Source organism: Proteus vulgaris (assembly GCF_016647575.1).
Taxonomy (GTDB): domain Bacteria; phylum Pseudomonadota; class Gammaproteobacteria; order Enterobacterales; family Enterobacteriaceae; genus Proteus; species Proteus mirabilis_B.
On the sequence record NZ_CP032663.1, the window covers coordinates 1,265,302 to 1,290,994 of the forward strand.

A 25,693-nucleotide genomic window follows, 5' to 3' on the forward strand; every position below is an offset into this window, starting at 1 on the left:
TTACTTATTGTCTCGCACACATAAATTCAGATGTACAAACTATCTTCTCACCAATTCTCACCGTACCCGAAAAGCTAACAATGGTGCGTCGTTGTCGGCGAAATTGGATCTCAATATGTAGCTGATCGCCTGCTTTTACCACATCATAAAAACGCGCATTTTTTATACTGGCAAAATAACATTGCTGATCTTCACCCATTGGTGAAAGATAATAGTGTGCAAGAACGCCTGAAGCTTGAGCCATACTTTCAAGTAGTAATAAAGGTGGATAGAACTCACCAAAAATAACCGTATCATTGGTTGTGACATTTTTAATAGCGGTTAATTTGCCACTGGCAAGTTCATCTGGCTCAGAAATAACGCGATCAATTAATAAGAATGGATAACGATGAGGCAATATTTCCATTATTTCACTGACGGAAATGGGCATCTATTTTCTCCTCGTTATGGTGATAGGGCAGACTCGTTTTACAACAACGGCGGTTATTATTTCATTCTTATTCAAGATCGTACAGCATTGACCTGTATTTTAGATGAGAAAATTGAGTTAAACAGATAACAAAGACCAGAATAGGAAAAATCTAGCCTTTGTTATTTCTAAATAAGAATCGTTTATTAATCAAGGCGAGCAATAATTTGGCGTAGATCGTTCATTGCTGCTTCATTTAGAGGCTCTTGCGGTAAAATAGGAGAGCCCACTTCGAAGCCTTGAATATTTAGGGATGCTTTAATACATGATGCGAGCGAGTACTTTGTAAACGCTTCATTGATTTGCCACATCTCTTTTTGTTTTGCTAAAGCTGTATCAAAATCGCCTTTTGTTGCTAGCTCATACAGTTCAACACATTGCTTTGGCAACACACATGCAGGACCTGCCATCCAACCTACACCACCAAGTTTTAGCACTAACAATGGAATATGAGCTGAAGCACTAAAGATTTTAACGCGCTCACCAAACGTATTGATCATGGTGAGTAGGCGACCTGTATTGCTTGAGGCATCTTTAATATATTCAATATTCGGGATATAGCTAAGTTCATTGAATAAAGAGATAGGAAGAACATCGCCCAAAAGCCCCGGATTGGTATAAATTGTCATGGATTTTTCAGGAAACGCTTCGGCGATAGTTCGGAAATAGCCAGCTTGTGCGGTTTCGCTTAACGGGTACATTTTTTGTGAAATCAATACCATGCCATCTACGCCTAATTGAGCGAATTGTTCAGCTTGATGACAGGCATCTGCGGTTGAAAAGCCTGCAACACCCGCAATAACAGGAACACGACCTGCGGTTTGATCAACCGTTATACGCACAATTTCATTGCGTTGCGCTTGAGAGAGATACGCGTATTCACCTGTGCTACCTAATGGACTTAAACCATGAACTCCACACGAAATTAAATGTTCGACTAATCGACGTAATGAAGCTTCAAGGATAGTACCTTTAGTTTGATCAACAGGTGAAACAAGGTAAGGAAAAATGCCATGAAATTGGGTCATAATCGGTGTCCTGTTTTATGGTTTTAATCTTTTATTACTTTGGTTATCTACACGATTTAAGGGCTTTAAAATCTCTACTCTTGTTGAAGTGTTATGTCGGCATGATTAATCACTTCATTTTGTTCATTTTTTAATGAATCAAACAGTATTTGGGCTGCTTTTCCAGGGCTGTTGGCATTGAGATATAGGTTATAACTAATAGCAGGTAAAGCCGGTAAGCCTTCTTTTTCGCCTAAAATACGCAAATCATCACCTGAAAGCTCAATTGAACGCGCCATAATGCCTAAGCCTGCTCGTACTGCGGCTCTGGCGCCTGAAAGTGTTGTAGCAACATAAGCGATTCGCCAACGAATGCCTTGTTGATCAAGGTGATTTATCATCATATCGCGGTATGTGCTGGGTTCATCTAATACAACTAATGGTAAGGGCTCATCAAGATCAAATCTGAAATGTTTTCCGCAATACCATAAAGAGGGAGAAACACGTAATACAATTTTGGGATAACCCACATGTTCTTCAGTGGAAATGGCTAAATCAAGCTCGTTATTTTCTAACATAGACATTAAAAACGGACTACGTTTAACAATAATTTCCATGATAAGGCGAGGATAGGCTCCAGAAAAACGCGCGAGAAGATCAGGTAAAATCGTGTTTGCCGTATCATCTGGAGAGCCAATTTTTAAGATCCCATCAATTTCTTCATGCATCAATGAAAGACAGGCTTCATCATTCAGACGCAAAATACGGCGAGCGTAATTAAGCAGTTGTGTACCCGCTTCTGTCAGTGTTTTGTTTCGCCCTTGGCGAGCAAACAGCTCTTTGCCTATCAACGATTCAAGTCGTTGCATTTGCTGGCTTACGGCAGATTGTGTACGACAAACAGATTCAGCTGCCGCTGCAAAGGTATTTCCATCGACAACAGCAACAAAGGTTCGGAGCAAATCAAGTTCTAAGTTAAAAATAGGGCGTTTTGCGGAGGTCATTATAGATATCTCTTAACTGGTGTTGTGTTTAATAAAACCAATAAATCATATTTTTTATAAGACTATTTTAGATGTTACGTAATGAATACTCATACTATGAAGAGTTGAATTAATAATCTATAACAAAGCTCAATAATTTCGAGGTGTTATCCATTCTTTGATGAAAAAGAAGAGCAAATGAAGGTAACTACTGATTTTTATACAGTGTTATGAGACAATAGCGCCTTTCTTAAAATCAGTTACAGAGTGGTTATGTCCCTTTCTCAATCAGTTAAAAATCAAATAAGTCAGTGGTATAAAGCCCTACCAGAGCATATCGAAGGGTTTATTCCGCGTGCGCCACAGCGTGAAATGATCGCTGAGGTGGCTAAGACTTTTTCTGATGAAATGGGACGTCATTTAGTGATAGAAGCCCCGACTGGTGTGGGTAAAACACTCTCTTATCTTATTCCAGGTATTGCTATTAGCCGCGATGAGAAAAAACCACTGATAATCAGTACGGCAAATGTGGCACTGCAAGATCAAATTTATAGCAAAGATCTTCCATTACTTAAAAAAATCATTCCTGATCTCACGTTTACTGGCGCTTTTGGTCGTGGACGTTATTTATGCCCCCGCAATTTAGATGCGATTTGTGCAACAGAAGGCGAGCAGATTGACTTAATGTTTTTGCTTGAAGATAAAGTTGATGTGGCGACGAGTGCAGAAAGAGAAATTTGCCAAGAGCTTAAAAATGATTTCACTAGTTTTGGCTGGGATGGTTTGCGTGATCACCATAAACGTGCACTAACCGATAGTTTATGGCGCAAGATCAGCACGGATAAAATGAACTGTTTAGGGCGAAATTGCCAATATTATCATCGCTGTCCTTTCTTTATTGCTCGTCGTGAAATTGATGAAGTGGATGTGGTTATTACCAATCACGCTTTAGTGATGGCGGCAATGGAAAGTGAATCTGTATTGCCTGATGCTAAAAATCTACTTTTGGTACTTGATGAAGGGCACCATATTCCTGATGTTGCACGAGATGCCCTTGAAGTTGAAGGAGAAATAACCTTAGTTGCTCTCAATAATCAGCTTGATAATATCACTCGTCATGTTAGCCAGTATTTAGCGCAATTTATTCCAGTAAGACCGCCTAAATTGGCTGATCCTATTCGTTTTGATGCACATATCGCTAAGTTACGTGAAGCTTATCAAGAAGTTGATACATTCACGCGCGCACTATTACCAGAACGTAGTGAACAAGATGAATATCTCTTCCCATTAGGTGAACTGCCTGAACAACTTCTATTAAGTTGCCAGACATTATTTAAGCTAACAGATGGTTTAAAAATGTTGGGCGAAGCTATTTTAAATGATTTAACAGAGCGTACGGCAAAAGAAGATGTTGTGCGTTTACATCGTGCTATTTTAACGACCAGTAGAATGGTGGGTTATTTAGAAAATATGGCGAAATTGTGGCGCTTGGCAACATTAGAGCAGACTTCAAAAGCGCCTGTATCCAAATGGCTAACGCGTCGTTACGATAAAAAGCAATCTCATCTCTATTTTCATTGCGCTGGTATTCGTGTTAGCGAACAGCTGACGCAATTGTTATGGAAAAATATCCCGCATGTGGTTATCACATCAGCGACATTACGATCATTAAATAGCTATTCTCGTATTCAAGAATTAACGGGGTTAAGTGAGCATTTTGATGATCGCTTTATTACGTTGTCTTCGCCTTTTGAACATAAAGAGCAGGGTAGATTAGTTATTCCTAAAATGCGTTATGAACCGACCATGAGTCATGAACGTGAACATTTGAAAGAGATGGCGCGTTATTTTCGACACTGCATGGAAGAGAATAACCACAGAGGTCAATTGGTTTTATTTAGTAGCCAGCGGGCAATGGAAGGTTTTTTAGAAGAAGTGAAAGATTTGCGTTTGTGTTTATTAGTGCAGGGCGATCAGCCACGCTATCGATTAGTCGAAACACATTGTAAGCGTATTGATGCTGGTGATAATAGTGTGTTGATAGGTTTGCAATCTTTTGCTGAAGGGCTCGATTTAAAAGGCGACTATTTAACGCAGGTGCATATTCATAAAATTGCTTTTCCACCTGTGACAGATCCGGTGATTGTGACAGAGGGCGAGTGGCTTAAATCGCTAAAGCGCTATCCTTTTGAAGTACAAAGCTTGCCAAGCGCATCATTTAATTTAATTCAGCAAGTTGGACGTCTTATTCGTAGTCATCATTGTCACGGTGAAATAGTGATTTATGACAGACGCTTGCTAACAAAAAATTATGGTTCGCGTTTATTAACTGCGTTACCTATTTTCCCTATTTATCAACCTGAGATGCCTAAAGAGAAATAATTTTTTATTAAAAACAACATATCTTACCTTATGGTTAAATATATTTAATCATTCTCTTGTTATTTTTAGGTGTTAATGTATCTAATATTATTAACTTGTATTTTTTATGAATCTTATTAATATTTAGGAAATAAAAATATATCATATTTAAAATATAATAATTAATTCACATAAATTAATACAATTATAACAAAATAAATATTTGTATAATAATATACTTATTTTTATTAATTTAGAAAAAGTGCATATTTTATTTAGATATTATTCATGTGATATTTTTCTAATTATATATTTTTTATTAAACATTACGCAATAATCCTTTTTTTATTTAGTTAAGATAAATGCTCAATAAATTTATAAAAAATAACAAGGCTTGTAGTTAGTTGATTTTTAATCATTTTTTATTCTAATTTGTTTGGTTTTTTATCATTTCTTCATAGGGATGTTTTTATGGAATTATTTTTATTTTGATATGTGTCAATAAAATTAATTATATTTAATTAATAAGGTTGTAAGCTGTTTTTTTTTAATTTCTCTTCAGTACAATATCTCTCATAAACACCCTGTCACTTATTGAATTAAAAAAATCTCTCCTGATTTTCTTAAATGAAACGATGATTGCTGATAGGGTGTTTTTACATAAAAAATTCATTTCACATTAAATCGATACTTATCTTAAGTGTTGGTTTTTTTATTAATGAAATAATACAAATATTTTTAACAAAAAATAAGTTTCAACTCTTTATATATTATTACCTTTAAACGGTAATTTTATTTATATATTAAAGCAGGAGCATTGCAAAAAATGAAATCTATTCTTCCTACAAAAGAAGAAAGTGACGAGAAATTATTATCTCGGCGCTCTTTCTTTTCATTTGCTGGAAAGGTAAGCCTTGCCGCTGGGGTAACCGCTGTCACAGCGGGATGTGATGGTAATATTTCTGGCGGTACAGGTTGGGTTCCTGAGCAATATAATGCGAAAGGCACTTTTCCGGTTCAAGTAAGAGGTCGCATTCCTATTGATCCTAACAACGTTGCCATTTGTCGTGATGACAAAAAATGTATTTTATGTGGCCAATGCGTTGAAGTATGTGAAAAAGTACAAACCGTAATGGGAAACTATGATTTACCGTTAATTGATAGCGTTCCTTGTATCGATTGTGGTCAATGTACTCTTTGGTGTCCAACAGGAGCAATAACAGAAGTTGATGACACAGATAAGGTTATTCGAGCGTTATTAGATCCAACCTTGCATGTTGTTGTACAAACAGCGCCAGCAACAAGAGTTGCATTAGGTGAAGAGTTTGGTATGCAACCCGGTGAAGACATTGAATTACTTCAAGTGGCGGCACTTAGAAAACTAGGTTTTGATAAAGTTTTTGATACTAACTTCTCCGCTGATTTAACCATTATGGAAGAAGCCACCGAATTACTGCAACGAATTCAAAATAATGGTGTATTGCCTCAATTTACTTCTTGTTCACCAGGTTGGGTTAAATTTTGTGAAATGTTTTACCCTGAATTAATTCCTAATCTCTCCTCTGCAAAATCCCCGATGACAATGCTGGGTTCGATGATAAAAACGTATTACGCCAAAGAACAAGATATCGATCCTAGTAAAATTGTTTCTGTTGCCATTATGCCGTGTACAGCTAAAAAATCAGAAGCGGCTCGCCCTGAAATGAATGGCGCAAGTGTGTTATGGGAAAAACCAGATCTTCGTGATGTCGATATCGTTCTAACAACAAGAGAACTCGCAAGATTAATCAAAAGCCACAATATCGATTTAACTTCACTTCAACCTGCAAACTATGACCGTCTTATGTCTGAATATAGTGGTGCTGGTGCCATTTTCGGTGTAACCGGCGGTGTTATGGAAGCTGCGGTTAGAACCAGTTACTACTTTATTACAGGTGAAAGACCACCAGAACCTCTATTTAATTTACAACCAGTGCGCGGATTAGAAGGCATTAAAGAAGCGTCTGTGAGTATACCGGGTGTAGGTGAAATTCGTGTCGCAGTCTGTTCTGGTATGGGAAATGCTCGCCCCGTTTTAGAAGCCATTCAAAATGGGGAAAAATCATGGCATTTCGTTGAGTTTATGGGATGTCCTGGAGGATGTATTGCGGGTGGCGGCCAACCTCGCTCGGCATTACCGCCTTCCGATGAAATTCGAGCATTACGTATGAAAGCGCTGTATAGCAAAGATGAACGCGCCACAATCCGCTTGAGTTATGAAAACAGTGAAATTCAAAGTATTTATAAACAATTTTTAGGCGAACCTTGTGGTGAACGTGCTCACCAATTGCTTCATACGCATTATCAAGATCGCAGTATTCATTTTAATAAAAAGAAAGCTTAAAGATTGAGGAAACACATTATGTCTAAAGGTGTATTAGTCGATCTTACTAAGTGTATCGGCTGCGGTAGTTGTACAGTTGCATGTAAAATGTACAACGAAAATAAATGGATAGAAGATAGACAACCTACCAGTGGCGAAAATGCAAAATTAGCAGATGAAAACTGGACGGTGATAAAAACAGTTACTGTTGAAAAAGAAGATAAAGCGGTTTGGCGTTACGTTAAAGAGCAATGCTTCCACTGTATTGATCCTGCGTGTGCTTCGGCATGTTTTGCAAAAGCATTTCAAAAAACGCCAGCTGGACCTGTGGTTTACTATCCTGATCTCTGTGTGGGATGCCGTTATTGTATGGTGGCATGCCCATTTGATATTCCTAAATATGAATGGGAAAAATCGCTTCCTTATGTCACTAAATGCATGATGTGTTCTTCTCGTGTTGAAGAAGGACAATCTCCAGCTTGTGTCGCAGTATGTCCAACTCAAGCTTTAGTTTTTGGTGATAGAGAAACCTTATTAGAAAAAGCGAAAGAAACTATTTCGAATAATCCTAATTATGTTCAGCACATTTATGGTGAAAAGGAAGTTGGAGGAACGGAATGGCTCTACATTTCTGATGTGCCATTTAAAGATCTTGGATTTAAAACAGGATTAACTGAAAAACCACTCTCTTCTTACACTTCTGATTTTATGAAATATACACCAATTGCAGGAGCAACTTGGGCGGTGATCCTCGGCGGTATCGCGATGTTTAATCACCGAAAAGATAGAGTCAGTCACGATGAGCAATTACATCAAGAACAGAAGAAAAATGGCAAGGATGATGAAACAAGGAGATCAGAATGAGTGTTATCGATAATACGACCAGCTTTGGTAAGTGGCGTTTTCCTATGACACCTGTACGCTGGGTACTTGTTGTCATTAGTTTGATTGCCGTCGGACTTATTTTATTTCGTTTAGTCACTGGATTGGGATTAGTAACCAATCTTAATGATGAGTGGCCTTGGGGTCTTTGGATCTCGTTTGACGTGATGTGTGGTGTGGCGTTGGCCGGTGGGGGATATGGTACTGCATTGATTGTTTATGTTTTTAAACAAGAACAATTTTCAAGTATTGCGCGCAGTGCTGCATTAACCTCATTAATTGGTTATTTATTGGTGATGGTAGGGCTTTTCCTTGATATTGGGCAGTGGTGGAATTTTTGGCGTCCATTAGTTTCTCAAGGGCATAGTTCAGTGCTTTTTGAAGTCTTTATTTGTGTTTCTGTTTATACCAGTGTGCAATTAATTGAATTTGGCGAAGTCGCAACTGAGCGTATCGGGCGTAAATACCATCAATTTTTCCGCAAAATATTACCTGTATTATTGGTGATTGGTATTGCTATTCCATCGATGCATCAATCATCACTCGGGGCGCTTTATTTATTAATGGTAGATAAATTACATCCATTGTGGTGGTCGCCAATTATCTTCTTTCAATTTTTAATATCGTCATTTTTTGTTGGCCCTGCAATGATAGCGGTTGAAACTGCATTAGCAGGTAGAGCATTTAATCATAAAGTTCCTATGTCTGTATTAAGTGGATTAATTCGAATTTCAGGTTATGCAATGCTTGTTTATTTGGCTCTAAAATTTGGCAGTATTATTGCTGAAGGTAAAGTGAGTTACCTTTTTGAAGGCAGTTTTGAATCTTTATTCTTTTGGATTGAAGTCGGTTTTGGCGTTATTGTTCCACTGATTATCTGCTTTTCTCCATTAATAAAACGTCGTCGTTGGTTGGTTACATTTGGTGCACTAGTGGCTTCTGGCGTTATTTTAAATCGCTATAACGTTGTGGTGACAGGTATGGTTACATCAACGGGTGTATCTTATTGGCCATCATTACCAGAATTAACTATCACTATTGGTCTTGTTGCGATGGGTGTTCTTGCATATTTATTTATCTGTGAGAATTTCCGTATTATCGAACATGATGAAGCCAACCATTAACGTATTAAATGCCCAATTCAACGTTGGGCATTTTTATTAACGATAAGTAGAACAATAAATATGCCTATTTTAAAAAAGACCTTATGGTTTATTTCATCTTCTTTGCTTTCGATAACAACAATATTTAATTATGCTCAATCGAATGAGAGTAAACCTGAACGTATAATTGTGAGTGGTTCAAAAGCAGAGAATATCTCTAATCATACTTATAATGTTGAAGCTGAAAAAATAAGTAATATTGCCGGCGGAACAAATTTAATTACCGTAGATAAGAAAAATCGTTTATTAACACTTAATGATGCATTAAAAAACCAACCCGGCGTTGTTATACAAAGTTTATTTGGCGGATTAGATCAACCTCGTTTAAGTATTAGGGGATCAGGTGTTCAAAGTGCACCGCTTTCCAGAGGGATATTATTATTACAAGATGGTTTACCGCTTAATGAAGCGGATGGCAGTTTTCATTCCAGTCTGATTGATGTGCGCGATGTGCAATTTGTGAGTATTCGTCGGGGAGCTAACAGTACTCAATTACAAAGTAATAATTTAGGGGGGGAGCTCGATTTTATTACTTACACAGGAAAAGATAGCCATAATCAATTACGTTATGAGCAAGGCTCTTTTGGACGCCAAGGTATGCAAATGGCATTAGGCGGAGATAGTGAAAATCATCCGATTGATGCCAGAATAAGCCTAAGCTATGACCACTATGATGGTTATCGTGAGCATTCAGCTTCTCAGCGTAAAGCAATGCGTTCAACATTGGGTTATACATTAGGTAATTTTGAAAACAGAACGTGGATCAATTGGACAGATTTACGTTTTGATGTTCCAGGCCCTGCAACCTCACAAATGCTTGAGGATGATCCTAAAGCGGTATTACCTGCAATTAAGAAAAAAGATCCTCATAGAAATGTTGAGCAATTACGTATAGCCAATAAATCGACATGGAACAGTGGTGCGCACGATATCCAATTTGGCTGGTGGTATTCACAAACACACGATAATTTTAAAACGCCTAGCCATTATCAATTTGTAAATTATTACACTAAAGGGGCTCAGCTTAATTATAAATTAGAGACAGAGCTTATTAGCTATCGTACCGCATTGGCTTGGGATCATTCGGTAATGAAAGATGATATCGAAAAAAATCCTAAAGGTTGGTTAGGACGATTCGATGGTCGAGCTGAAAATATTTATGCATCTTTAGGAGCGGGAATACATATTACAAATAGTGTATTGGTTAACCTTGATTTAAAAGGGACTCATGCAAAAAGAGATCTGTTTTCTAGTCATAATCAGCTTGATCAGTCATTCAATTTTCTAACGCCGAAAGTTGGGCTTATTTGGTATCCTAATTACCAAACTCGCTTATTTGCCAATGTTAGTATGAGCCATGAACCTGCATCTTTTAATGATATTATTAATCCTAAGGTACCATTAAATAAAGTGAACCTTTTAAAGCTATCACCTCAAAAAGCAACCAGTTTTGAGATAGGTAGTGATATGGAATTAACTGACAATATCAGTTGGAGTGCGGTAATTTATCGTAGCCTGATTAAAGATGAATATATCACTTCACATGATACAGATGGGAATATTGTTGATGTTTATAATTATCCAGCGAAAACACGTCACCAAGGTGTAGAGCTAGGTTTAAATGCAATTCAACCACTTCCAATGGGCGATATTCTTTATCGAGCAACATGGACTTATAATGATTTTCGTTTTATGGGTGGGGAATATAATCGGAAATATATTGCAGGTGTTCCTAGAAATCTTATTTCAGGTGAAGTTTATTACCAATTAAATGGATTGAGATTTGGCCCCACTGTGTATTGGTCACCAACCAGTGTTGCTGTTGATCATGGTAATCATTTTAATATTCAAAAAAGTAAGCCATACGCGTTATTAGGGTTTAATACGCATTATCAATACGATAATCAGTGGTCGACTTACCTGAATCTAGACAATATTACGAATAAACACTATGCAGCAAGCACGTTAGCTAATCCAACGGTGAAGAAAAGTGATGCCTTACTTTTTCCAGGAAATGGTTTTAGCGTTAATGCTGGCGTTGTCTATAAATTTTAACTCAATAGCAAAATAGACAAAGGCTGCCTTAAATGACAGCCTTTTTCATTATTAATAACACGATTAATAACATGTTTTTATATGCAGATTAATTCTCAATATTGGCTTCAATAAACCATAAGAATTTATCAAGATCACGCGATGCGGCAGTAAACATATCTGCGGTATCTTCGTCTTCAACTTCGTCAATGGCTTTACGAATATCATTGGCAACAACCGCATAACGATCAGCCAGTGCTTTTAAGTGATCTTGCACATCATGAATATCCAGAGGATAAGCTTTTAATGGTGTTTTCTTACTCACCACTTGTGCGGTGCCTAATACAGTGCCACCTAATTGAACAACACGCTCTGCAAACTCATCGGTATGCTGATTAATGGTATCGCGGAAGCCGTCAACCATCTCATGGACAGAAATAAAGTTTCTGCCACGCATATTCCAGTGCGCTTGTTTTGTGATGAGAGATAAGTCGATAAACTGCGTCACCATCTGTTGCAATAATTCGATAGCATGTAGTTTTACGCTGTCATCAAGGTTATTACGGGTATAAAGCAGAGTTGAAGGTGTGGATTTGACTAATTTAGCAGTACTCATAATCGTTCTCCCTAAATAATTAATAACTCAATATCTTAATTTCTGTTAATTATGATAGTAAATTATTAATGGTTAGTCTTATCGATTGATACTATTAAATTGATAGGTCATCTATTAAAAAAATCTAATCTATCGAAATAACCTATTTAGGGTAAGACAAAGTGTGCAAAATAGCAATGATAGGCAAGTAAAGTTATTATTTAATAAGTAAAAAGGATCATAAGACCCTTTTTAAATAAATATTTATTTCTTATGAATAAATACGGTTAAATAATTATTTAACCTCTTCAATTTTGGTTTTGCTTTTTATGGTTGCCGTTGAACCAATAGAGGCTAAAACAATAAAGGCTAAGGCAACCCATTGAATTAAAGTCAAATGTTCATGCAAGAAAATAATACCAATAAAAGCACCCATACAAGGTTCTAAGCTCATTAAAGTCCCGAAGGTTTTAGCTGGTAAACGTGTGAGAGCAATCATTTCTAAAGTATAGGGGAAAGCAGTTGATAGAATCGCAATCGCTAATGCAACAGGTAAAATTGACCAGCTAAACATGATATCTGGACTACTCTGTAACATACCAATAGGAACGAAAATAAAGGCAGCAACTAACGAGCCAATAGAAACCGTTGCCGCGCCGTAGCCTTTACCTGCACGTTGTCCGAATACAATATATAACGCCCAACCCACACCAGCACCCAGTGCATAAAGGATACCTAGAGGATCTAACCCATGAATATTATCGCCAATAGGTAGCAATAATCCTAAACCAGCAATAACTAAAATTATCCATAAAAAGTCGATAGCTCTGCGTGATGAAAACATAGCAACAGCTAAAGGGCCTGTAAATTCAAGGGCGACAGCAATGCCTAAAGGAATGGTTTCAAGGGCGAGGTAGAAAAGGTAATTCATCATCCCTAAAGATAAACCATACAAAAACAGTGGCATAATCGATTCTCGAGTAAACTTAAGTCGCCACGGTTTAAAAATAAAAAAGAGGATCAAAGTACCCAATAACAGGCGTAACGCCGTTACAGCGGGGGCACCAATAACAGGAAATAGGCTTTTAGCAAGGGATGCGCCGCTTTGAATTGAAAGCATGGAGAGAAGCAAAAGAAGCACAGGGTAAAACACCTGTAATTTAGCTGAGTGTCTGGCTGACAACATCCTATAAAACCTCGTCAATAATCAATCGTATGTGTTCTCTGTTAGCTGATAACAAAGGATCGCATAATATAAAATAAAATCACCTGCTTTAATATAGTTATTCCTTAATAAATATTTTTATTTTAATTTGATTGAGCTAAATTAGCTTAAATATAAATTAGTTTATTTTTAATAAAATAAAAAATAGCCTCTTATAAATATAAGGGTTAATAATGATTAAATATATATGTGCGATAAAAAGCGTAAAAACACTTTTTTTAACCTTTTTTATTAAAAGTACCTTCAGTATAATTCCAAGCTCGTTTTAACTAGCTAAAAGAGAATAAAAAATGAGTAAAATAAAATCTATCGCAGTGTATTGTGGTTCTAGTTTAGGGGCTTCACCTATTTATAAAGAACAAGCAATTATTTTTGCCAAAGAGCTGGTTAAACGTAATATTACCTTAATTTATGGTGGTGCAAGTGTCGGTATTATGGGAACACTCGCCGATACTGTATTAGCCGAAGGTGGAAAGGTAATTGGTGTTATTCCTACGCTGTTAGAAGGGCGTGAAATTTCACATAAAAATCTGACTGAACTACATGTTGTTGAAACAATGCATCAGCGTAAAAGCAAAATGATTGAATTAGCTGAAGGTTTTGTCGCTTTACCCGGTGGCTTTGGTACATTAGAGGAGTTTAGTGAAGTCTTTACATGGAGCCAAATTGGGTTACATCAAAAACCACTAGGCTTACTTAATATCAATCAGTTCTATTCTCCATTATTAATGATGATTGATAAAATGGCTGATGAACAATTCTTACATGAAAAATACCGGAATATGGCGATTGTGGAACAATGTCCTATTCAACTTTTAGATAAATTTGAAACGTACACCGCACCTCCTGTAAAAACCTACAACAAATAAAGGTAAAAAATGATAATAATAAGAAAAGCAATTTTGTCTGATGTAGAAGAAATTAATACGCTTTACACTTATTTATTTAATGAAATGGCGAATTTACAACCCGATCGATTAAAGCCGGGTAAGCAAGATGAAGCTTTTATTATTAATGGAATAAAAAATAATAAGTTTCATCTTTTAGTGGCGGACTTAGACGGTAAAGTAGTTGGATTTAGCATGGCGCAAATCCAAGAAACACCAATGTTTAACTGCTTAGTTCAGCGTAAATATGCTTATATTTACGATATTGTTGTCGATCCTTCTGTACGCAGCCAAGGCGCTGGCAGTTTATTATTAACAGCAATGAAAGAGTGGGCTAAATCAGAGAAAATGACGCATCTTGAGTTATCTGTATTAGCTGAAAATGGTGCAGCTAAACGTTTTTACGAGCGTGAAGGATTAAAAGAAGTGAGCACAGTAATGGGGATTGCTTTATAGCAGGCTAAGTTTACGTTAATTTTTATAGGATTAAGTGCATAGAATTAAGTGCATAGATAAAAATAAACCCGCTTAAAGCGGGTTTATTAATTATATTATTCAGCTAAATTGTGGGTTTCCCCGCAATGATCGTACACAATACCCTGACATTTTCAACATCTTCTGCCGATATTTCAAACAGGTTTCGATCTAATACAATAAAATCGGCAAATTTTCCGACTTCTAATGATCCAATTTGTCTATCCATATCCAATGCCTGAGCGGCATTAATAGTGGCTGCGCGTAGGACTTCAATTAACGTAAGGTTACGATCATTATCAAGACGAGGGCTTTTTGCATCTTTTTGACGAGTCATTGCGACTTTAAAATCGTACCATTCATTAAGTGGGTCAATCGGCCAATCGCTACCAAAAGCAACAGTAACGCCCGCATCAATAAACTTGCCAGCAGTTTCTAAATAATCACAGCGAGATTTACCCAGCATTTCAATATCTTTTTCGATATTGCTCTGTTCTGCTGCCGCCCATTGGAAGGAGAGAAAAGGGTAGGTTTTTAGTTGTGCAAAACGCACATAATCTTTTTCACACATCAATTCATTATGTGCAAGCCCCGGTCTTATATCTTTTTCAGGTAGGGCTTTACGCATTGCACTAATAGCATCAAGTGCCGTGCTAATTGCACCTTCAGCAACAGTATGAATATGAGGGTGATAACCTGCACGGGCAATTTCTGTGACTAACGGCGTTAAAATTTCAGGTGAGAAATAGAGATCGCCAATATGTTCAGAGTCTTGCCAGTGTGGCGTGTCATCGGTGCCAACATTGATACGATAAGGCGAGTGTAAACGGGCTGTCATAATCGGCGCTTGTAATACACCATCAAGGAAAAGTTTGATATGGCGGATCGCAACACTAGGTTGAGCTCCATCGCTGATTTGATGCCACTGTGAAAAACGAGTAGCAGCATGATGTACAGCGTTTGGAATATCTTCAATACAAGGTACATCATCCGGCGTGATTTCGACGGCATTCTCTACGCGAAGAGTCAGTTTTCCAGCTCTTCTTAACGTATTAAAGGCGCGTAATTGAGGCTCGCCTACACGTGCATCCATTATGGTGGTTACGCCTTGTTCATTTAATAATTTTTGAACATGACGGGCTATTTGTAGGTTTTGTGCTTCAGTCAGTGGAGGTAGGCTGTCAATGGCTTGCATTGCTGGTGCATCTTCAAGAATACCAATAGGGGTTCTATCACCATCACGTTCAATGTTTCCATCCGGCGGATCAGGTGTTTCAGCGGTGATATTTAACAATTCTAAAGCACGAGAATTGGCAAGAACACTATGACAATCACTAGAAAAGAGCAAAATAGGGCGAGTCGTATTTAAGGTATCAAGGTGATAACGTGTCATTTGCACGCCTTCAGGTTGCATACCTTCACGATACCATGCGGAGACTTTTAACCATTCGGTATCACCATCAATAAAGTTTTCATCAAGGTATTTCTGAATACGCAATAAAATGTCATCGATAGAGAGCGATTGATAATCAAGATGGCAACCCGCTAATGTTGCGCCTCCCCAAAATGGGTGCATATGCGCATCAATAATGCCCGGCATGACCATTCTTTCCTGTAAATCAATTTGTTCAGTATTTTCATTACAGTAAGAAAGTAACACCTCTTTTTTACCTGAAGCAATAATTACACCTTGGCTGATCGCGATAGCATCAACAATATTGTTATTATGATCAGCGGTATAAATAAGTCCGTTGTAATAGAGAGTGTCTGCAATTTGAAATGTCATTCTTCTACCTTGTATTGCTTTTTTAGCACATAAAACGCGTGCTTAAATGATTATTCTGCTTATAGGGCATCCTGTTGCGTTTTGACGCGGGCGGTCATAGTAGAATTAAATTAGAGTGAATACTACAAGCTTGTTACATCAACTTAACGAAAAATACGACTTAGAGGGTAATTAAAATGCTTAAAAAACAGATTAATACCTCTCTCTTCGAAAGGTGATAAGGTAAGTTTAAAGAAGTTAGACTTACCTTATCTAGGATAGAAAGCAGTTAGTTATCGGGTGAATTGGCAGAACACACTTCACAATGTGGATTTTTAGGTAATTTGAATTCGCGAAATTGCATACGCATTGCATCAAACATTAATACCTTACCATGTAAATTTTCACCATAGCCGGTGAGTAATTTAATGGCTTCAACTGCTTGTAATGTGCCAATTGTACCGACTACAGGTGCCATTATACCCGCTTCAACACAACTTAACGCATTATCACCAAAAAGATGGCTTAAACAGCGATAGCAAGGCTCATCATCTTGGTAGGTGAATACACTGATTTGACCTTCCATCCGAATAGCGGCACCAGAAACGAGAGGCTTTTTCTGATGAAAGCAGAGACGATTAAGTTGCTCACGTACTGTCACATTATCAGTACAATCCATAACAATACTATGTTGGCTAATAAGCTCTGCTAAAGCCTCATCTTCAAGTAATGCATCGACGGTTTCTATCGTGACATGAGGATTAATGGCTTCTAATGTCGCTTTTGCAGATAGCACTTTAGGTTGACCAATTGTGGCGTCGCGATGAAGAATTTGGCGCTGAAGATTAGAAAGGGAAACCGTATCAAAATCTAATAATGTGAGTTTTCCCACACCTGCGGCTGTAAGATATTGCGAGGCACTACATCCTAAGCCACCTGCGCCAACAATCAATACAGAAGCACTTTTCAGTGCCTCTTGACCATCAAAATCAAAACCTCTTAATACAATCTGGCGATTGTAGCGCAGCATTTCTTCATCGGTTAATTCAATACTCATAAAGGCTATTCACTTTTTAATAGAGAATTAAATAGCTCAATAGTCACAGTTTCGCCAGCTGCGACTTTACCGCGTTCACGCTCTAAAACGATAAAGCAATTAGCGACACTAAAGGAGCTATAAACGTGTGAGCCTTGATGACCACTTGTGTCTACTTGCCATACACCTTCGGCATTAATACTTGCAATACCACGTTGAAAATCAAGGCGACCTGCTGATTTTTTCAATGATGATTGAGCAATGGCTTGGAAACGTTGCGGTGCTTTCCAATGACTAAAACCTGATAGACGAGCAATTAAAGGCTGAACCAATTGATAGAATGTCACGGTTGCTGACACTGGGTTACCCGGTAAACCGCAGAACCATGCATTATGTAATCGACCAAAGGCAAAAGGTTTTCCCGGTTTAATGGCAAGTTTCCAAAAACCAATTTCACCAATTTCATCAAGAATTTGTTTGGTGTAATCGGCTTCACCCACAGAAACACCACCACTGCTGATCACTAAATCTGCTTCTTGATCCGCCTTTTTAAAGGTTTCACGTAGTTTTTCTGGTGAATCAGGAATAACGCCTAAATCTAAGACTTCACATCCTAGTTTTTCAAGCATTAAACGTACTGCAAAACGGTTGGTATCATAAATTTGACCCGCTTTTAATGGCTGGCCGATAGTTTGTAATTCATCACCCGTAGAGAAAACAGCTACTTTTAAACGACGATAAACTTGTACCGTTGCCACACCTAAAGAGGCGATTAAAGGTAATTGTGCTGTTGAAAGTTTAGTGCCAGCAGGTAATACAATATCGTTTTCTTTAATATCTTCACCAATACGGCGAATGTTCTGGCCTTTCTTAGCTGGGTGTGGAAAACGAACACCATTTTCAGTCACTTCAGCTTCTTCTTGCATTATGACAGTATCAACACCAGCAGGAACCATTGCCCCTGTCATAATGCGTACACATTGCCCAGCAGGGAGTTCTCCCTCAAAAGGGATACCGGCGAACGATTTACCTGCAACAGGAAGTGGAGTTTGAGCTTCTAAGTCAGCGTAACGAAGTCCATAACCATCCATTGCCGAATTATCAAAAGGCGGAACATTCAGTGGAGATGTAATGTCTTCACTTAGAATATAATCTGCGGCGTTATTTAATGGAATGTTAAGGGTATTGGTAATTGCCAGCGGTTTTTCAAGTAGTTTTTCTAGCGCTTCATCAAGAGATAATAAACCGCTAACGTGACATTGACTCATCATATACTCCAAGATCTATCGAAATGTTCTGTTTTATTTCATGATACTAATCTATCACGATGAACATCATCATGTCAGAGATCATCTTGTGAATAGAAAGAAATGAAACTTTTTATTGCAAAAATGTTAACTGTCTGAGGTTAATGTGTTACTTGTTCTGTTATTAATGGACAGCACATTAAAATGATAAAACAAAATAATGGATATCCATGAATACTTCAAATCACCAAAGTCATTCAGCACAAGCTTTTCATATTGCTTTTAGTGGGTTTCTTGCTTTAGTGGTTGCAATGGGGATAGGGCGCTTTACATTTACACCTCAAGTGCCGTTGATGATTGCAGAATATCAATTAACGCTAACAAGTGCAGGTATTGTCGCTGCATTTAATTACCTTGGTTACCTCGCGGGATCTTATGATGCGATGAAAGCCGTTAAAGGTGTGGGATATCGTTTATGGGCGGGTCTTTGGGGTGCGGTGATAATCACTCTGTTGTCTGCTTTTTTAAATGATGCTTTTACACATAGTATTGCGCGCTTTTTTATTGGCTGGGCAAGTGGTTGGACGTTAGTGCTGGTGGCTTCATGGGCTAACGAGTTACTGGCTCGTCTTAATCGGCCTGCATTAAGTGTGGCTGTTTATGCAGGAACGGGTGCCGGTATATTTATTAGTGGTATTCTCGCTGTGCTAATTATGAAATGGCAAATCAGCGCGACGACGGGATGGTTAATTTACGGCTCTCTTGCTTTTATTTGTGCCATATATGTGAGCTACCATCTTCCAAAACCGTGGAAAATGAGCAGAGAAGAAGTAAAAGTTGCACCTTTAACGCTCACACCAGCGATGAAAAAGTTGATTTGGGGTTATACCTTCGCCGGATTTGGCTATATTTTACCTGCCACATTTCTTTCTCAAATGGCGGCAGAACGCTTTCCGGGTAGCTTGATCGCGCAATTTGTTTGGCCTGTTTTTGGTGCTTCAGCTGCATTGTGTATTGGGATCGCTATTTTAACGCGTAACATACTAAACACGCAGTTACGCCTAGCCATTACGCTTTGGTTACAAGCATTAGGTATTTTGATTGCAGAATGGGTTCCAACGATAACAGGGCTTGCGATTGGCGCTTTCTTAATTGGTGGCGGTCTTATGTGCGCTGTACAACTTGCTTTTTTACGAGGCAGAGAACTAGCTCCGGATCATGGGCGTTATATGGCGGGTTTACTTACCACTTTTTATGCCATCGGACAATTAGTTGGTCCTGTAATTTCTTCACTTTCAACCGCATTAACAGGGAAATTAGAACCTGCACTTTATGTTGCTTTTATTGTGTTGATAATCGGTGGTTTTCTAGTGTGCTTAAAAGAAAAAGAACATCAGTAAACTAAAAGTAGCTCATACAAAAATGCAATAATTTCATAACGAAAAATGCGGTATCGCTGGATAATGTGATTGAGGTCATCTAAAGTGTAGGTTGTTGTTGCTAAGTGCGATAACAGCTACTTAATTAATGTGTTTATCGGAGAGTCCAATGTCATCATTAAGTAAAGAGGCGCAATGGGTGCATGCTGCGTTAGTTGAACGCGGTTTGGAAACGCCTCTTCGTGAACCAAAACTCTCTCCAAGTGAGAGTAAACAGCAAATTGAACATCATATGACAGAAGTGATGAAGCTGTTAAATCTGGATTTAAGTGACGATAGTTTAGCTGAAACACCTCGTCGTATCGCAAAAATGTATGTTGATGAAATTTTCTCAGGGCTGGATTACCACAACTTCCCAAAAATCACGCTAATTGAAAATAAAATGCAAGTTGATGAAATGGTGACAGTGCGAGATATCACATTAACAAGTACTTGCGAACATCACTTTGTCACTATTGATGGTAAAGCGATTGTGGCTTATATCCCGAAAGATAAAGTGATTGGATTATCTAAAATCAATCGTATTGTGCAATTCTTCGCTCAACGCCCTCAAGTTCAAGAACGCTTAACACAGCAAATTCTTATCGCATTACAAACGTTACTAGGCACAAAAAATGTGGCTGTTTCTATTGATGCGGTTCACTATTGTGTTAAAGCTCGTGGTATTCGTGATGCAACTAGTGCAACCACCACCACTTCATTAGGTGGGTTATTTAAATCTAGTCAAAATACGCGTCAGGAATTTTTGCGCGCTGTTCGTCATCTTTGAGATTTTTAAATAAAAATGAATGAATCGTCTCGTCAACGTATCGAAGCTCTCGATGCGTTGAGAGGAATGGCGATCCTTGGCATTTTATTGCTCAATATTTCAGGTTTTGCATTATTAAGAGTGGCTTCATTTAACCCATTACATTCGGGAGAAGCCTCTTTTGGTGATCGTATAACATGGATGGCATTAAATCTGTTTGCTCAAGGAAAATTCCTCTTTATTTTTGCGTTGCTATTTGGTGGTACGCTTTATCTCCTTTTATATAAAGGAACGCGTTTTAATATATCGCGGTTAGTTGTGCTGGCATTGATTGGCCTTATTCACACATTATTTATTTGGGAAGGTGATATTTTATTTCCATATAGTATATGTGGTTTATTTGTTTTTGCGTTTATTAAATCAATAGCGACAAAACAGCAGTTTATATTGGGAGCAATACTCTATTTTTGTGGCGCATTTATTTTAGGTGCGTTGTTTTACTATTATCGTGACTTTATTGATACCGTTTGGTACAGCACGCCATATTCTCAATTGGCTGAATCAGATTGGAAAACAGGGCCTTATTTAAATAGTGTTTATTATCGTTTGAATGAGCTAAGTCTTTTTGTTTTTAATCTAGTACGTCAATACAGTTGGTTTTTGTTCGGTGCGATGTTGATGGGCTCTGCGTTAATGGCGTCAGGTTGGTTACAGCAGAAATTTAGCCGTACTCATTATGGCTATGTGGCACTTTATTTCCTTTCAATCAGTTTAAGCTTACAAACAGCTATTGTGCTGGTGGATTATTACCTTGATTGGGATTATCGCTGGGCGGCTATTTTGGCACAACCTTTAACCATGTTGATCCAAGTAATGCAAAGTTTGGGGTATATTGCGCTGTTTTATTGGAGTTGGGATATTATCCAACACTCTTCTCTTGCTTATGCTTTACGCTGTGTCGGCAAAATGGCGTTAACAACCTATTTAATGCAAAGCCTTATCGGTATTTATTTATTTCAGCGTATGGGGCTATTTAATCAATTTACTCTACCTGAATTGATGCCTTTTGTTGTCGCTATTTGGGCAATCAATATTGCTTTTGCAATGATTTGGTTACGTTATTTTCCACAAGGGCCAATAGAATGGATTTGGCGTAAATCAGCCTCAAAATTAGCACAATTCTTTTAGGTTTTTTCATGATTATTTTCATTCAGAGGAAGCGATTCGACTTCCTCTGGTGAAACCGCAGGATAACCTTTAATGCCTTCAGGAATAGATTGCATTGCAGGAATAGTTTCTGGCGGTCCTAAAAAGCGTGGTTCACGGTTTAGAATATATACATCAATCATTGCACCTGCTCTGGCAAATACTTCCCGTACACGTACTTTAAACATGCTTTTAGGGGATGCAACCGCAAAGCATTGTGCGTCAATTCCTTTTTCTAATGCGATAAAAACGGCACGTTCACAGTGAAAACGCTGAGTGATAATGGTAAATCCATCTGTACCAAATACCTCTTTTGTCCGTACTACTGAATCAAGTGTTCTGAAGCCTGCGAAATCCATCACAATACGAGATGCTGGAATACCTGCTTTAATGAGATCTTTACGCATGGTATTGGGCTCATTGTAGCTATGTTTTGCATTATCACCGCTGAGTAATAAATACTGAATTTTGCCACTATTATAAGCATTAACAGCGCCTTGAATGCGGTATTGATAAAACTGATTTATATAACCGCTGGTATAGTACTTCGATGTGCCTAACACCATGCCCACTTTTTTAGCAGGTAACGTATCCACATCTTCAAAGATATAAGGATTGGTTTTCCAGCCGATCCAGCGATCGCAGGCAATCAAAGTGACAGCAAGCAGAATAAAAAGTGTGAGAAAGAGATAAATGAGGCGTTTTAGCATTTCCTTGCCTTAATGACGCAAATAACGAATGACTTTCATAATGCTTAAGGCTACTTGAGCAGAGATAGGGAAGCAAGAAAAAAGCGCCTCATATTAAGTAATGACGCGCTTTTCAGAATGGTACTTAGTGTTTCAAGCTACTTAGAACGAGGTTCTTTTGTAAATACGGTACTCTGGTGACCAATAGTTACGTTCAATCGCTTCTTCTAATGCTGAATCAGAAGTTACGGTAGCAACACCTTGTACTTGAGCTTCTTTTGCAACTTGTTTTGCGATATAACGCGAAACTTGCTGAATATCAGCCAGTAAAGGTAACAGAGAACCATCACCATCTTTTGCCATTGGTGAGCAATCTGCTAATGCACGACTTGCAACCATTAACATGGCATCAGTAACACGTTTTGCACCACATGCGATAACACCTAGTCCAATACCTGGGAAGATATAAGAGTTGTTGCATTGTGCAATTGGATACTCTTTATCTTTGTATTTAACTGGTGCAAATGGGCTACCCGTTGCGACTAAAGCTTGTCCATCAGTCCAGTTGATAATATCTTCAGGACGCGCTTCTACACGAGAAGTTGGGTTAGATAATGGCATTACGATAGGGCGTTCACAGTGTTTGTGCATTTCACGAATAATTTCTTCAGTGAATAAACCTGCTTGTCCTGAAACACCAATCAAAATAGTTGGTTTTGCATTCTTAACCACTTCTAACAGTGAAATCGCATCGCTTTCGGTTTCCCAATCAGCAATGGTTTCACTTTTTTGGATAAGTTTGCTTTGGAAATCAAGTAGATTTGGCAGTTTGTCTGTTAATAAGCCAAAACGGTCAACCATAAAGATACGTTCACGCGCTTGCTCATCACTTAAACCTTCAGATTTCATTTGGGCAATGATTTGCTCAGCAATACCACAACCCGCAGAGCCTGCACCTAAGAAAGTGACAGTTTGGTCTTTTAATTGGCGGCCAGCAGCACGGCTTGCTGCAATTAGGCTACCTAAAGTGACAGACGCTGTACCTTGAATATCATCGTTAAAGCAACATAGCTCATCACGATAACGGTTTAATAAAGGCATCGCATTTTTTTGTGCGAAATCTTCGAATTGCAGTAAAACATTTGGCCAGCGACGTTTAACAGCTTGAATAAACTCATCAACAAACTCGTTATATTCATCACCTGTAATACGAGGATGACGCCATCCCATATACAGAGGATCGTTTAAACGTTGTGGGTTATTAGTACCAACATCAAGTACAACAGGCAGTGTGTACGCTGGGCTAATACCACCACACGCGGTATATAAAGAGAGTTTACCGATAGGAATACCCATACCACCGATACCTTGGTCACCTAGACCAAGAATACGCTCGCCATCTGTTACAACAATAACTTTTACGTTCTGTTTAGTGGCGTTTTGTAGCATATCGTCGATATTGGCGCGGTTAGGGTAAGAGATAAATAAACCACGAGCACGACGATAAATATCAGAGAAATGTTCACAAGCTTCACCCACTGTTGGTGTGTAAATGATTGGCATCATTTCAGTTAGGTGAGATTCCAATAGACGGTAAAACAGGGTTTCATTGGTATCTTGGATATTTCGTAGGTAAATATGTTTATCGTTATCGTTTTTGAAATCAAGATATTGGCGATAAGCGCGTTCAACCTGCTCTTCGATGGTTTCAACTGCTTCAGGCAGTAAACCATGTAAGTTAAAGGTGCTGCGTTCTTCTTCGCTGAAAGCACTACCTTTATTTAACAGGGGAAATTCAAGCAGGATTGGACCTGCATACGGGATGTAGAGAGGGCGTTTACTTTCGTGTTCCAGTTCCATGAAAAATACTCTTGTAAGGCAGTTAGTCACATGACAATTGTAGATCCTACAAAATAATAAAAATATGTACAGCTTATGTTATTTTTTTATGATTTTTATGCTTAGAAATGAGAGATAGATACGGTTGTTACAACTTTTTCTGGTAAGCATCAGCAAAATTTACATGCTGATGCTTTTTTAGGAGAGATTTTTAGAGGAATAAGTTAAAACTTTTTACAAAGTGATGCGTTGCATTTGGCGACAACCTAAAGCAGTTAATGTTGCTTGTGTTGCATCCCATTGCGTTAAAATTGTCTCTGCTTTTTCAATTAAGACAGCAGATTCAATATCCATCACACTCTCACCTGCCATATTTAACAAAATTAAAGCAGCTTGTAATGGCGGTAAACTTGGGTTGAATGCGGCATTTTCTGCGTAACTACCTTGGAAAATTTTGCCATCTTTCATTTGAACGGCAATACCACTGTGCGACTCACTATAAGGAGCATGGCTACGATTAGTGGCTTGTAGCGCCTGTTGTGCTAATTCACTAGGGTTATCAATTTTGTAACCGTGATTAACTTTGTCCATTAATAAAGAGGTGATATTGAGATCTTTCGGGCCAAAGCTATCAGGTAAATAATCACCTAATGTTGCCATTTTTCTACCCGGTAACTGAATTTGAATATGGGTGCCACTGTTCAATTCGTTCATAAACTGGCGACAATGACCACAAGGTGTATAGTTAACGGTGACGGAGATCAAGCGAGATTCACCACGTAACCATGCATGAGTCACTGCACTTTGTTCAGCGTGAACAGTTTGTTGTAGTGGAGCGCCAGCAAATTCCATATTGGCACCGAAGTAGAGATTACCACTTTCACCACGCGCAACTGCACCAACTTTAAAATTAGAGATTGGTGCAACAGCACAAGCGGCAGCAACGGGTAAAAGTGCTAGGGCTAAGGTATCATCATTACATTGTAACTGTGTTTTTATGGCATTGACCTGCTCTGCCGTAAACATTGCAGGGAATTCATCCTGCTCAAGATAAGGAGCAAGTGCTTGTTGTAACTGAGGGGATAAATCTGACCAAACTGCCTGAAAACGAGTATGCATACATGAGTCTCCCATTAATCTTTCTGTATTATAAGATTCTAGGCATCTTTACCCATTCTTATATGTGATGAGAATCATATTTTCAATGAAACAATTGCAACAAATTCAGTAATTGAGAGATGTATCTCAAATTTATAGCAAAAATCCCCGAAGTAAAATTAAT

At 38.2% G+C, this 25,693-nt stretch carries 21 protein-coding genes; 10 read left to right on the top strand and 11 right to left on the bottom strand.

What is annotated here, in order from left to right; genetic code table 11:
* Positions 1–4: 4 nt before the first annotated feature.
* From fabZ to D7029_RS05820, 3 genes are all read right to left on the bottom strand, one after another.
* The gene (gene fabZ, locus D7029_RS05810; RefSeq protein WP_194952094.1) at positions 5–430 is read right to left on the bottom strand and encodes a 3-hydroxyacyl-ACP dehydratase FabZ; all 426 of its coding nucleotides are present in this window, start codon (positions 428–430) and stop codon (positions 5–7) included.
* Between the two features lie 185 nt (positions 431–615).
* Positions 616–1,497 (bottom strand): dihydrodipicolinate synthase family protein, encoded by an 882-nt coding sequence (locus D7029_RS05815; protein WP_194952095.1) that lies wholly within the window; start codon positions 1,495–1,497, stop codon positions 616–618.
* Positions 1,498–1,571: 74 nt separating this feature from the next.
* Positions 1,572–2,480, bottom strand: coding sequence for a LysR family transcriptional regulator (locus tag D7029_RS05820; protein ID WP_088493359.1), 909 nt, complete (start codon positions 2,478–2,480; stop codon positions 1,572–1,574).
* A 252-nt stretch (positions 2,481–2,732) separates the two neighbouring features.
* Here D7029_RS05820 and dinG point away from each other — a divergent pair, with 252 nt between their 5' ends.
* From dinG to D7029_RS05845, 5 genes are all read left to right on the top strand, one after another.
* The gene (gene dinG / locus D7029_RS05825) at positions 2,733–4,841 is read left to right on the top strand and encodes an ATP-dependent DNA helicase DinG (RefSeq protein ID WP_194952096.1); all 2,109 of its coding nucleotides are present in this window, start codon (positions 2,733–2,735) and stop codon (positions 4,839–4,841) included.
* A gap of 805 nt (positions 4,842–5,646) precedes the next feature.
* Positions 5,647–7,203 carry a [FeFe] hydrogenase, group A gene (locus D7029_RS05830; protein WP_194952097.1) on the top strand — a complete coding sequence of 519 codons (1,557 nt, stop codon included), beginning with the start codon at positions 5,647–5,649 and terminating at the stop codon, positions 7,201–7,203.
* Between the two features lie 18 nt (positions 7,204–7,221).
* Positions 7,222–8,046, top strand: coding sequence for a 4Fe-4S dicluster domain-containing protein (locus D7029_RS05835; protein ID WP_194952098.1), 825 nt, complete (start codon positions 7,222–7,224; stop codon positions 8,044–8,046).
* Positions 8,043–9,188, top strand: a complete 1,146-nt coding sequence (gene nrfD / locus D7029_RS05840; RefSeq protein ID WP_194952099.1) for an NrfD/PsrC family molybdoenzyme membrane anchor subunit — start codon at positions 8,043–8,045, stop codon at positions 9,186–9,188. The genes D7029_RS05835 and nrfD overlap by 4 nt, the downstream gene beginning before the upstream one ends.
* Before the next feature lie 60 nt (positions 9,189–9,248).
* Complete coding sequence (locus tag D7029_RS05845) at positions 9,249–11,282, top strand: TonB-dependent receptor family protein (protein WP_194952100.1); 2,034 nt, start codon at positions 9,249–9,251, stop codon at positions 11,280–11,282.
* Positions 11,283–11,370: 88 nt separating this feature from the next.
* Here the strand turns inward: D7029_RS05845 and dps are convergent, their stop codons facing one another.
* Both dps and rhtA read right to left on the bottom strand, forming a co-directional pair.
* On the bottom strand, positions 11,371–11,877 hold the full coding sequence (dps, locus tag D7029_RS05850) for a DNA starvation/stationary phase protection protein Dps (protein ID WP_023581243.1): 507 nt from the start codon (positions 11,875–11,877) through the stop codon (positions 11,371–11,373).
* Positions 11,878–12,151: 274 nt separating this feature from the next.
* A complete protein-coding gene (gene rhtA, locus D7029_RS05855; protein WP_088493358.1) occupies positions 12,152–13,042 on the bottom strand; it encodes a threonine/homoserine exporter RhtA in 891 nt (296 codons plus the stop codon).
* Between the two features lie 329 nt (positions 13,043–13,371).
* Here rhtA and D7029_RS05860 point away from each other — a divergent pair, with 329 nt between their 5' ends.
* Both D7029_RS05860 and D7029_RS05865 read left to right on the top strand, forming a co-directional pair.
* Positions 13,372–13,950 carry a TIGR00730 family Rossman fold protein gene (locus tag D7029_RS05860; protein ID WP_088493357.1) on the top strand — a complete coding sequence of 193 codons (579 nt, stop codon included), beginning with the start codon at positions 13,372–13,374 and terminating at the stop codon, positions 13,948–13,950.
* 9 nt (positions 13,951–13,959) lie between these two features.
* Positions 13,960–14,424 (top strand): GNAT family N-acetyltransferase, encoded by a 465-nt coding sequence (locus D7029_RS05865; RefSeq protein WP_194952101.1) that lies wholly within the window; start codon positions 13,960–13,962, stop codon positions 14,422–14,424.
* A 103-nt stretch (positions 14,425–14,527) separates the two neighbouring features.
* Here D7029_RS05865 and D7029_RS05870 read toward each other — a convergent pair whose 3' ends face one another.
* The 3 genes from D7029_RS05870 to moeA form a co-directional block, all read right to left on the bottom strand.
* Positions 14,528–16,228, bottom strand: a complete 1,701-nt coding sequence (locus D7029_RS05870; RefSeq protein ID WP_194952102.1) for an amidohydrolase — start codon at positions 16,226–16,228, stop codon at positions 14,528–14,530.
* Positions 16,229–16,496: 268 nt separating this feature from the next.
* Positions 16,497–17,264, bottom strand: a complete 768-nt coding sequence (moeB, locus tag D7029_RS05875; RefSeq protein WP_194952103.1) for a molybdopterin-synthase adenylyltransferase MoeB — start codon at positions 17,262–17,264, stop codon at positions 16,497–16,499.
* A gap of 5 nt (positions 17,265–17,269) precedes the next feature.
* Complete coding sequence (gene moeA / locus D7029_RS05880) at positions 17,270–18,511, bottom strand: molybdopterin molybdotransferase MoeA (RefSeq protein ID WP_156734414.1); 1,242 nt, start codon at positions 18,509–18,511, stop codon at positions 17,270–17,272.
* Positions 18,512–18,720: 209 nt separating this feature from the next.
* Here moeA and D7029_RS05885 point away from each other — a divergent pair, with 209 nt between their 5' ends.
* The 3 genes from D7029_RS05885 to yeiB all read left to right on the top strand — a co-directional run bounded on the left by D7029_RS05885 (position 18,721) and on the right by yeiB (position 21,865).
* Positions 18,721–19,890 carry a YbfB/YjiJ family MFS transporter gene (locus D7029_RS05885; RefSeq protein ID WP_194952104.1) on the top strand — a complete coding sequence of 390 codons (1,170 nt, stop codon included), beginning with the start codon at positions 18,721–18,723 and terminating at the stop codon, positions 19,888–19,890.
* Positions 19,891–20,038: 148 nt separating this feature from the next.
* On the top strand, positions 20,039–20,698 hold the full coding sequence (gene folE / locus D7029_RS05890) for a GTP cyclohydrolase I FolE (RefSeq protein ID WP_023581251.1): 660 nt from the start codon (positions 20,039–20,041) through the stop codon (positions 20,696–20,698).
* Between the two features lie 15 nt (positions 20,699–20,713).
* Positions 20,714–21,865: a DUF418 domain-containing protein YeiB gene (gene yeiB, locus D7029_RS05895; protein WP_194952105.1), complete on the top strand. Its 1,152-nt coding sequence runs from the start codon at positions 20,714–20,716 to the stop codon at positions 21,863–21,865.
* Here the strand turns inward: yeiB and sanA are convergent.
* From sanA to cdd, 3 genes are all read right to left on the bottom strand, one after another.
* Complete coding sequence (gene sanA / locus D7029_RS05900) at positions 21,862–22,593, bottom strand: outer membrane permeability protein SanA (RefSeq protein WP_088493350.1); 732 nt, start codon at positions 22,591–22,593, stop codon at positions 21,862–21,864. The genes yeiB and sanA overlap by 4 nt on opposite strands.
* A gap of 141 nt (positions 22,594–22,734) precedes the next feature.
* Entirely contained in the window at positions 22,735–24,432 is a 1,698-nt protein-coding gene (locus D7029_RS05905; RefSeq protein ID WP_088493349.1) for an NAD-dependent malic enzyme, read from the bottom strand.
* Between the two features lie 213 nt (positions 24,433–24,645).
* Positions 24,646–25,530, bottom strand: coding sequence for a cytidine deaminase (gene cdd, locus D7029_RS05910; RefSeq protein WP_194952106.1), 885 nt, complete (start codon positions 25,528–25,530; stop codon positions 24,646–24,648).
* Positions 25,531–25,693: the final 163 nt, after the last annotated feature.